Origin of the sequence: Actinomyces sp. HMSC08A09, assembly GCF_001807465.1 — a bacterium.
In the GTDB taxonomy this organism is placed as follows: Bacteria; Actinomycetota; Actinomycetes; order Actinomycetales; family Actinomycetaceae; genus Actinomyces; species Actinomyces oris.
In genome coordinates, this window is sequence record NZ_KV789146.1 from 1 (window position 1) to 7,315 (window position 7,315).

8 protein-coding genes and 1 pseudogene are annotated in these 7,315 nt (G+C 69.3%); all 9 read right to left on the reverse strand.

The genetic code is table 11. From position 1 onward, the window contains the following. Positions 1 to 55 precede the first annotated feature (55 nt). The gene (locus HMPREF3165_RS10280) at positions 56 to 1,960 is read right to left on the reverse strand and encodes a heavy metal translocating P-type ATPase (RefSeq protein WP_003780583.1); all 1,905 of its coding nucleotides are present in this window, start codon (positions 1,958 to 1,960) and stop codon (positions 56 to 58) included. Continuing rightward, complete coding sequence (locus HMPREF3165_RS10285) at positions 1,957 to 2,325, reverse strand: Cd(II)/Pb(II)-sensing metalloregulatory transcriptional regulator CmtR (protein WP_003780589.1); 369 nt, start codon at positions 2,323 to 2,325, stop codon at positions 1,957 to 1,959. The genes HMPREF3165_RS10280 and HMPREF3165_RS10285 overlap by 4 nt, the downstream gene beginning before the upstream one ends. 88 nt (positions 2,326 to 2,413) lie before the next feature. Continuing rightward, positions 2,414 to 2,869, reverse strand: coding sequence for a hypothetical protein (locus HMPREF3165_RS13020; protein WP_017195603.1), 456 nt, complete (start codon positions 2,867 to 2,869; stop codon positions 2,414 to 2,416). A 37-nt stretch (positions 2,870 to 2,906) separates the two neighbouring features. Next, positions 2,907 to 4,193, reverse strand: a complete 1,287-nt coding sequence (locus tag HMPREF3165_RS13025; protein WP_083303291.1) for a relaxase/mobilization nuclease domain-containing protein — start codon at positions 4,191 to 4,193, stop codon at positions 2,907 to 2,909. Continuing rightward, the gene (locus HMPREF3165_RS10295; RefSeq protein ID WP_009212769.1) at positions 4,190 to 4,780 is read right to left on the reverse strand and encodes a hypothetical protein; all 591 of its coding nucleotides are present in this window, start codon (positions 4,778 to 4,780) and stop codon (positions 4,190 to 4,192) included. The genes HMPREF3165_RS13025 and HMPREF3165_RS10295 overlap by 4 nt, the downstream gene beginning before the upstream one ends. Beyond that, positions 4,777 to 6,198 (reverse strand): Rep family protein, encoded by a 1,422-nt coding sequence (locus HMPREF3165_RS10300; protein ID WP_070513183.1) that lies wholly within the window; start codon positions 6,196 to 6,198, stop codon positions 4,777 to 4,779. The genes HMPREF3165_RS10295 and HMPREF3165_RS10300 overlap by 4 nt, the downstream gene beginning before the upstream one ends. 56 nt (positions 6,199 to 6,254) lie before the next feature. Continuing rightward, positions 6,255 to 6,476 (reverse strand): hypothetical protein, encoded by a 222-nt coding sequence (locus HMPREF3165_RS10305; RefSeq protein WP_070513186.1) that lies wholly within the window; start codon positions 6,474 to 6,476, stop codon positions 6,255 to 6,257. Then, positions 6,476 to 6,688: a hypothetical protein gene (locus HMPREF3165_RS13030; protein ID WP_003780572.1), complete on the reverse strand. Its 213-nt coding sequence runs from the start codon at positions 6,686 to 6,688 to the stop codon at positions 6,476 to 6,478. The genes HMPREF3165_RS10305 and HMPREF3165_RS13030 overlap by 1 nt, the downstream gene beginning before the upstream one ends. Positions 6,689 to 6,869: 181 nt before the next feature. Beyond that, positions 6,870 to 7,315: pseudogene (locus HMPREF3165_RS10315) on the reverse strand (hypothetical protein); the annotation flags it as partial.

The following is a 7,315-nucleotide window of genomic DNA, read 5'->3' on the forward strand; positions in this document are numbered from 1 at the left end:
CAGGTAGAGCGGGTTCTCATAGCGCATGTCTGAGTTATGGCGTTGGACGGAACACCTATTGCTTGCGGGCACGCGCAGCCCGCAGTCCGTTGGCGATGACGACGACTTCGGCGACCTCGTGCACGAGGACGACCGCTGCCAGGCCGAGCACGCCGGTGATCGCCAGCGGCAGCAGCACAGTGATGATCGCCAAGGACAGCACGATGTTCTGGTTGATGATCCTGCCGCCGCGGCGGGCGTGGCGCAGAGCCTGCGGGATGAGGCCGAGGTCGTGGCCGGTGAAGGCGACGTCGGCGGACTCGATCGCGGCGTCGGAGCCGGTCGCGCCCATCGCGATGCCCACGGTCGCCCCGGCCAGGGCGGGCGCGTCGTTGATGCCGTCGCCGATCATCGCGGTCGGCGACGTCTCCGAGAACCCGGCGACGATGCGAGCCTTGTCCTCGGGACGCAGCTCGGCGTGCACGTCGCCGATCCCGGCCAGCTTCGCCAGCGCAGCAGCGGTGCGGGAGTTGTCGCCGGTGAGCATGCTCACCTCGACGCCCTGGTCGCGCAGGGTCCGCACGACCTCGGGGACCTCGGGGCGCAGCTCGTCGCGGACGCCGATCGCCCCGGCCAGGAAGCCGTCGACGGTGACGAGCACGCAGGTCTGCCCCTCGGCCTCCAGGTCCTCGACCCGGGCCTTGAGCGGACCGGCGTCGATCCAGCGCGGACTGCCCACCGCCACCCTGCGGCCGTCGACCAGGCCACCGATGCCGTGCCCGGCCTCCTCGGCCACGTCCTGCGCGGCGGGGGTTCCCCGGCCCGCGGCGGCGATGGCGGCGGCGAGTGGGTGCGTCGAGTGCTGCTCCACGGCGGCAGCCCAAGCAAGCACCTGCGCATCGTCGAACCCATGGGCGGCGACGATGGCGGTTACCTCGGGCCGGTTGCGGGTCAGAGTGCCGGTCTTGTCCACGGCCAGGTGCCGGATGCCGCCGAGGCGCTCGAAGGCGGCCCCGCTCTTGATGACGACGCCGAACTTGGTCGCCGCGCCGATCGCGGAGACCACGGTGACGGGCACCGCGATCGCCAGCGCGCAGGGGCTGGCCGCGACGAGGACGACCAGGGCGCGGGTGATCCAGGTCTCCGGGTCGCCGAGCAGGGACCCGAGCACGCCGACGAGGACGGCGAGGACCATCACGCCGGGCACCAGCGGGCGGGCGATCCGGTCAGCGATCCGGGCTCGGTCGCCCTTCTCGGCCTGGGCCTGCTCTACCAGCTCCACGATCGTGGTCAGCGAGTTGTCGGTGCCCGCGGCGGTCGCCTCGACCTCCAGCACGCCGGCGCTGTTGATCGCGCCCGCCGACACCGCTTCTCCGGGCGCGACCTCGACCGGGATCGATTCACCGGTGATCGCCGAAGTGTCCAGGCTCGACCGGCCCGAGCGGACCAGCCCATCGGTCGCGACCCGCTCGCCAGGGCGGACCAGCAGCACGTCGCCGACGGCGATCTCCCTGGCCGGGACCGAGGCGGAGGTCCCGTCGCGCAGCACGGTCGCGGTCTCCGGCACGAGCTTCAGCAGCGCGCGCAGCCCGCCGCGGGCGCGGTCCATCGCCTTGTCCTCCAGGGCCTCGGCGATCGAGTAGAGGAACGCCAGCGCGGCCGCCTCCTCGACGTAGCCGAGGATCACCGCGCCCACGGCGCTGATCGTCATCAGCAGCGCGATCCCGAGCTTGCGCTTCACAACGAGATTCCGGATCGCACCGGGCACGAACGTGTACGCGCCCAGCAGCAGGCCCGCCCAGAACGCGACCAGCGCCGCGATGTGCAGCCCCGACCACTCCAGCGCCAGGCCGGTGCCGAACGCGACGCCGGAGAGGATCGGCACGACCAGGCCGGGATCACGCCACCACGGGCGCTCTGCCTCCTCTGCCTCGTCCGCGGGGCTGGTCGTCGGCTCGTCGCAGCCGCAGGCGGCGCTCACGAGGCGTCCCCCGAACTGCTCGCGGCGCAGCAGCCCGGCACCGAGCAGGCCGGGTCGATGCACGGCGCGCTCTCGTCCACGGCGAGGGTCACATCGACCAGTGCCGTCAGCGCCGCGGCCAGGTGCGGGTCGGCGATCTCGTAGCGAGTCTGGCGGCCCTCGGGCTCGGCGACCACGATCCCGCAGTCGCGCAGGCAGGTCAGGTGGTTGGACACGTTCGAGCGGGTCAGCCCCAGCTCGCGCGAGAGCACCGCGGGGTGGCTCGGGCTGTCGAGCAGGGACATCAGGATGCGGGAGCGCGTCGGGTCGGCCATGGCCCGGCCGAGCCGGTTCATGACGTCAAGACGCGAAGCAATGGTCAGCATGCACTGAACTATACAGCGGCCGCTGACCTAATGTCCAGTTGTCGCGGCTGCCGCACGCGCTGCGCGCGCTTGCCCTCGTGAGGCGTGATCACCTCTTGCGCCAGCGGGGCCACTTCGGCATCCCGCGGCCCTTCCAGGTCTCCACGAGACCCGCAACCCAGCGGACGGACGCGAAGAGCCCGTAGCCGGCCCCGGCGAGGCCAGCGCCGACCACGAGCCACCGGCCGATGCCGAGCCACACGCTCCCGTCCACGTCCAGCGCCCACTGAACACCCGTGATGAGCCCGGCGATGCCCATCCAGAGACCGGCGACGACCACGGCCACCGGCAGGAGAACGAGGCACATCGCGGCGGCGGCGGACCAGAGCTGTCGCGCCTCCAGCTTCGCCGTCGCGGCGATGATCCGCTCCGCCCGCGCGTTCGAGGCGTCGAGGCTCGCGGTCATCGTGGCCGAAGCCTCCCCGGCGACCTGCTCGACAGCCTTCTCGACCCGTTCCTCGGTGCGCTTCTCGATCCGCTGGACCGCGCCGCCGACCTGGCTCACGAGCTTCTGGTTCGCTGTGACCTGCGCCTTCAGACCCTCAATCGCCGAGGCCGTAGCCGCGCGATTCTTCTGCGCCTCCGCGACCAAGCTCCGCGAAGCGGCGTTCAAGCTCTCGCCGTTGAGACTCTGCGCGAACTCGCCGAGCGTGCTCGCGATCTCGTTCTGCCTGCTCTCGATACTCGCGATCCTCGCGGACACGTCGCTGGAGGGCGAGGAGGTCGACGCCGGGGCCGTGATCCGCTCCAGCCGCCTCGTCGTCTCCTCGTCCATGACCTTCACGAACCCCGCGAGCTTCTTCTGCTGTTCGGTCAGCGTGGCGATCCTCGTGTTCTGCGCCTCGACGGCGGCGAGGATCGAGGTCAACAGCTCCATCGTCTCCGGACTGCCGAGCTGCTGCTGCGACTGCTCGGGCTCGTTCTGCTGCTTCAGCCTGTCGAGCGCTGCGCTCATGTTCCTTCTCCTTCTGCTGCTGCTGGTAGTCGAAGAACGCCTGCGCGCCCTCCGGGGTGAAGTCCGCCGAGAGGGCGCTCGCGCGCTTGCGGCGCTCGGCGCGGCCGGACTCGCCGCGGCGATCCTCGATGTAGAGCGTCCAGGTCTCTTGCCCGGCGCGCTTGCCCTTCTTGCTGACGGGGCTGTGCAACCGCATCCGCGGCACCCGCTCCCCGTCATCGCCGAGCCGCTGGTTCTGCTCCTCGATCACCGAGACCAGACCGGCCTTGTCCACCGCCCGGGGATCGGCCAGCGCCGCGCTCATCCGGTCGCCCATCTCGCGGTCGAGCGATCCCTCGGCGAAGTCCTCGCGGCGCAGCTCCCAGTCCTTCGGTGCGTGCTCCAGCCGCTTCACGACCGAGAGCCCGTGTTCTCGCATCAGCTGGTCGTTCGCCGACTGGACGCCCCGCTGATTCCCGGCCTTGCGGTCGTGGAACGTGCGATAGTCCGAGAGCGCCTTCCCCGTCCGGTTGTTGTGGTTGATGACCAAGATGTGGTTGTGCGGCTTCTTGCCCCGCCCATCCACATGACTGACTACGAGGCAGTCGGAATCCGGGTGCATCTTCTTCGCGAGCTGATAACCGAGATCGTTCACCCGCTGCACGTCCTCCGGACTCTTCGGGTCGAACTCCTCGTCGCTGAACGACTGGCGGTAATGCACCGCCTCGACCTCGCGCGTCGTGTTCTGCGTGAGCGACCGAGCGCGCGCCGAGAACGCGCCGGGGCCTCCCGGCACATCGCACGTGATCGCGATGCCCCGCTCGTCCTCCTTGCCACGGATATAGCGCTCCGTGTCGGCGGCGCTGGCGCTCGCGCTGTAGTGCGTGGTGCTCATGAGGCCGCCCGATCCCCGAGCAGGGCGCGGACCTCGCGCAGCAACTCGATCAGCTCGGGCACCTCCGCCGACAGCGCCACTGACTCACCAGCCCGCGCCCGGCGGTCGAGGTCGTTGACGTTGATCGCCAGCGGGCGAATCTGCGCGGCCAGCTCGCGAGCATCCGCCGACGCCTGCACCCGCGCCTCGACCCCGAGCAGGTGCGCGGCCACGGCGGCGTCCAACTCCTCGCTCCGAGAGGCGTGGAGGGCATCCCGGACGACGGTCCGCACCCACGTGCTCGGAGCCAGCCCGAGCCGCTTCGCACGAGTGCGAAGCGCCGCGAGCGTCTCCTCTCCGAAGTCGGTATCGAGCTTCGCGCGGCCCCCACGACGACGCTTCGCGCCGCCGTGACTCTGACGCACAGCCTCCGCATCAGCCCGACCGGTGTTCACCTGGGAGTCGGTCTGCTGCTCCACCTGTACGCCAGAGTGGCAAGCAGTAGCCGTGTCGGACATTTCGCTGGCGCTCATGTCCTCCCCGGCTGCTTGCGAGGGGCCTCCGGCCCCCTCGACCCCCTGGAAGAGCGCATCGCGTTCGGTGCTCATGCGGCACCTCCGATCAGCGCCAGCGGCACGTCAGGGCTCCGCACCGCGAGCCCGCCCAGCAGCTCAGCAACCGCGCCCTCAGCGTCATGTTCCGCCGAGGTCTCCGGACCGTAGGTCAGTTCCCGCGACCCGACGTTCTGGTGATACGCGTTGCCGTACATGCCGGGCGTGTGTGCGGCGGTCGGGATGCTGCACTGGTGCCACTCGTAGGGCTCGATCTTCCCAATGTGCTGCACGAGGTAACGATTGATGTCGTCGGAACGATAGACCTTCACGACCGAGGCCAAGCGGCGGATGAACTGGTCCAACGCCTCGTCCACGTTGCCCTTCTGGCGGGCGTAGTAGAAGAACTCGACAGGCTCGATCGTCGCCGTGATGACGATAAGGCGCGGGGCCACCTCGCCCTTGTTCTTGTACCGAGCCTTCGCAGGCGAGGCGTTGTACGGATCAAGCAGCAGCAGCCAGTCGTTCGCATCCATCGCCGAGGCCCGCAGATCGTCCAGCAGCAGCACCTCCTCGCCTCGCCAGTCATCAAGCGGGTTCCCCGTCGCGGCCCGGTAGACCTGCCACCGCTCGCCGTGCGCGTTCGCCGCGTTGATCGCCTCGGTGATGAAGTCCGTGGCGAACCGGGTCTTGCCGATCCCGGCATCCCCATGGACGAACACCACGTGCGTCGAGAACTCACCGGCGCGGAGCTTCGCCGCCGCCCGGTATGCGCGGCGCTGGCCGTAGGCCGACAGCGCGTCGTCGATCTCCCGCTGATGCCGCGAGTAGATGTCGAACAGCTCGTCCGTGAGCATGATCTGATCCCGCGTGAACTCGCCCTGGAGCACGCGCTCGCGCATGTCCTCGAAGTTCTCGGCGACGACCTTCTTCTTCACGTGCGCGCGCCCCTTGAGCCAGGTCTCCCGACGCTGGGCGTCGATCCCGAGGTAGTCAGGCCCACGCACCGTAGCGACCTCCGAAGGCGCGTATTGGTGCTTGTCCGCGTACTTCACGTGCGTCAGATACGACAGCATGTTGTCGTAGGCGTACCGCCCGCGGCCCGGCTTCTCGACGTACTGGGGCTCGACGCCGATGCCGAACGCGAGCCGATCCAGCGGTGCGCTCTTCGCACGGCTGGCGAACTTGATGACCGCGTGCAGGTGATCGGGCTTCGGCTCGATCACCAGAGCCTTCTCCGTGTCGCTCCAGACCTCGCGCTCGTCCTTGTCATGCACGATGCCGTAGGCCTCGACGACCTCGCAGCCGGTGGCCTCGAGCCGCTGCACCACGTAGGCGAGGATCGCTTCGGCTCCCTGCTGGAGCAGCGCGGCCCCGTTCGGGTCCTCGGCAGCCCAGGTCCAGTACGACGGATCGAGGTACTGCGTGAGCCCGATGCTCGTCGGGTTGTTCTCCTGCTTAGCCACGGCGACCACCCCCGCCGCGGACAGCGCGGAGGGCCTCAGAGAGAGTGCGGCGCCTAAATGACCCCCTATTGACCCCCAAATGAGACCCAAAATGATCCCACGAGGCCACGCGACGGAGCGCGGGCGTCGGCGACGGCGACGGCGACGGCGATCTCGACGGACTCCTCCAGCACGGAGCGGAGCACGCCGAGGTCGTAGAGACGTGCCTCGGACTCGGCGAGGGAGGGGTCGCCCTGTCGCCAGCGGAAGCCGTTCACGTGGTCGAAGGCGGCGGAGTTGGCGCTCATCAGTGACCACCGCCCATCACGGCGGCGACCGCGGCGCGCTGTCGCGGGGTCAGGGGCGTGCGAGCCAGGCGTTCACCGGCCAGACGACCAGCAGCACGAGCGGCGGCGATGACGGGATCGAGGCCGTCTGCCTGCGGAGAAGGAGTGGAGCCCTGATCGAGGCCAGGGCGGTCGAGCGCGGATGCGCGGGGAACGTCGATAACGACAGACATCGGAAGTCCTCAGACATGAGTATCTTCCGGTTCCCCGCCACGGTAATTGGGCTGTTTGACCGGCTACTCATCCGGGAGCAGAACCCCGCGCTTCTAAGTCGCGGCCCCGGTGGGATCTTCTTGTCTGCAACCATTCTCCCACGAGTCGACTCACCATTGCAATGACGAGTCGACTCATGAGTCAGTCGCGACGCGGCTCTATCCGAATCAGGTCGGGGTCGAATTTCACGTGACCGGGCGTGATGGGCTCGATGGTCACCGTCACCAGCTCGTCCACGAGCATCCGGCGGCGGTCCACGTCCAACACCTTCCACTTCGCCTCGACCACCTCGCGGCGCTCCGCGGTGCCGACCGGCTCCTCGACGTCCGCGAGCAGCTTCGCCGCCGCCGACACCGAACGGTCGAGCAGCTCCGCGTCGATCTCGTCGATGCGGGCCTTCACGTCGTTGATCGCTGCCGTTATCTCCAGGACCGGCTGATGGATGTCGCGCAGCAGCGGGCTCAGCTCCTTCACCCGATCGACCAGGGCGTTCCGCTCCGTCAGCAGCTCCTCGCGATCCGGCCCATCGTCCTCCTGTGGCATCACGAGGTCGTGCACGACCACCGGGGCCTGATCGCCTGCGCCCT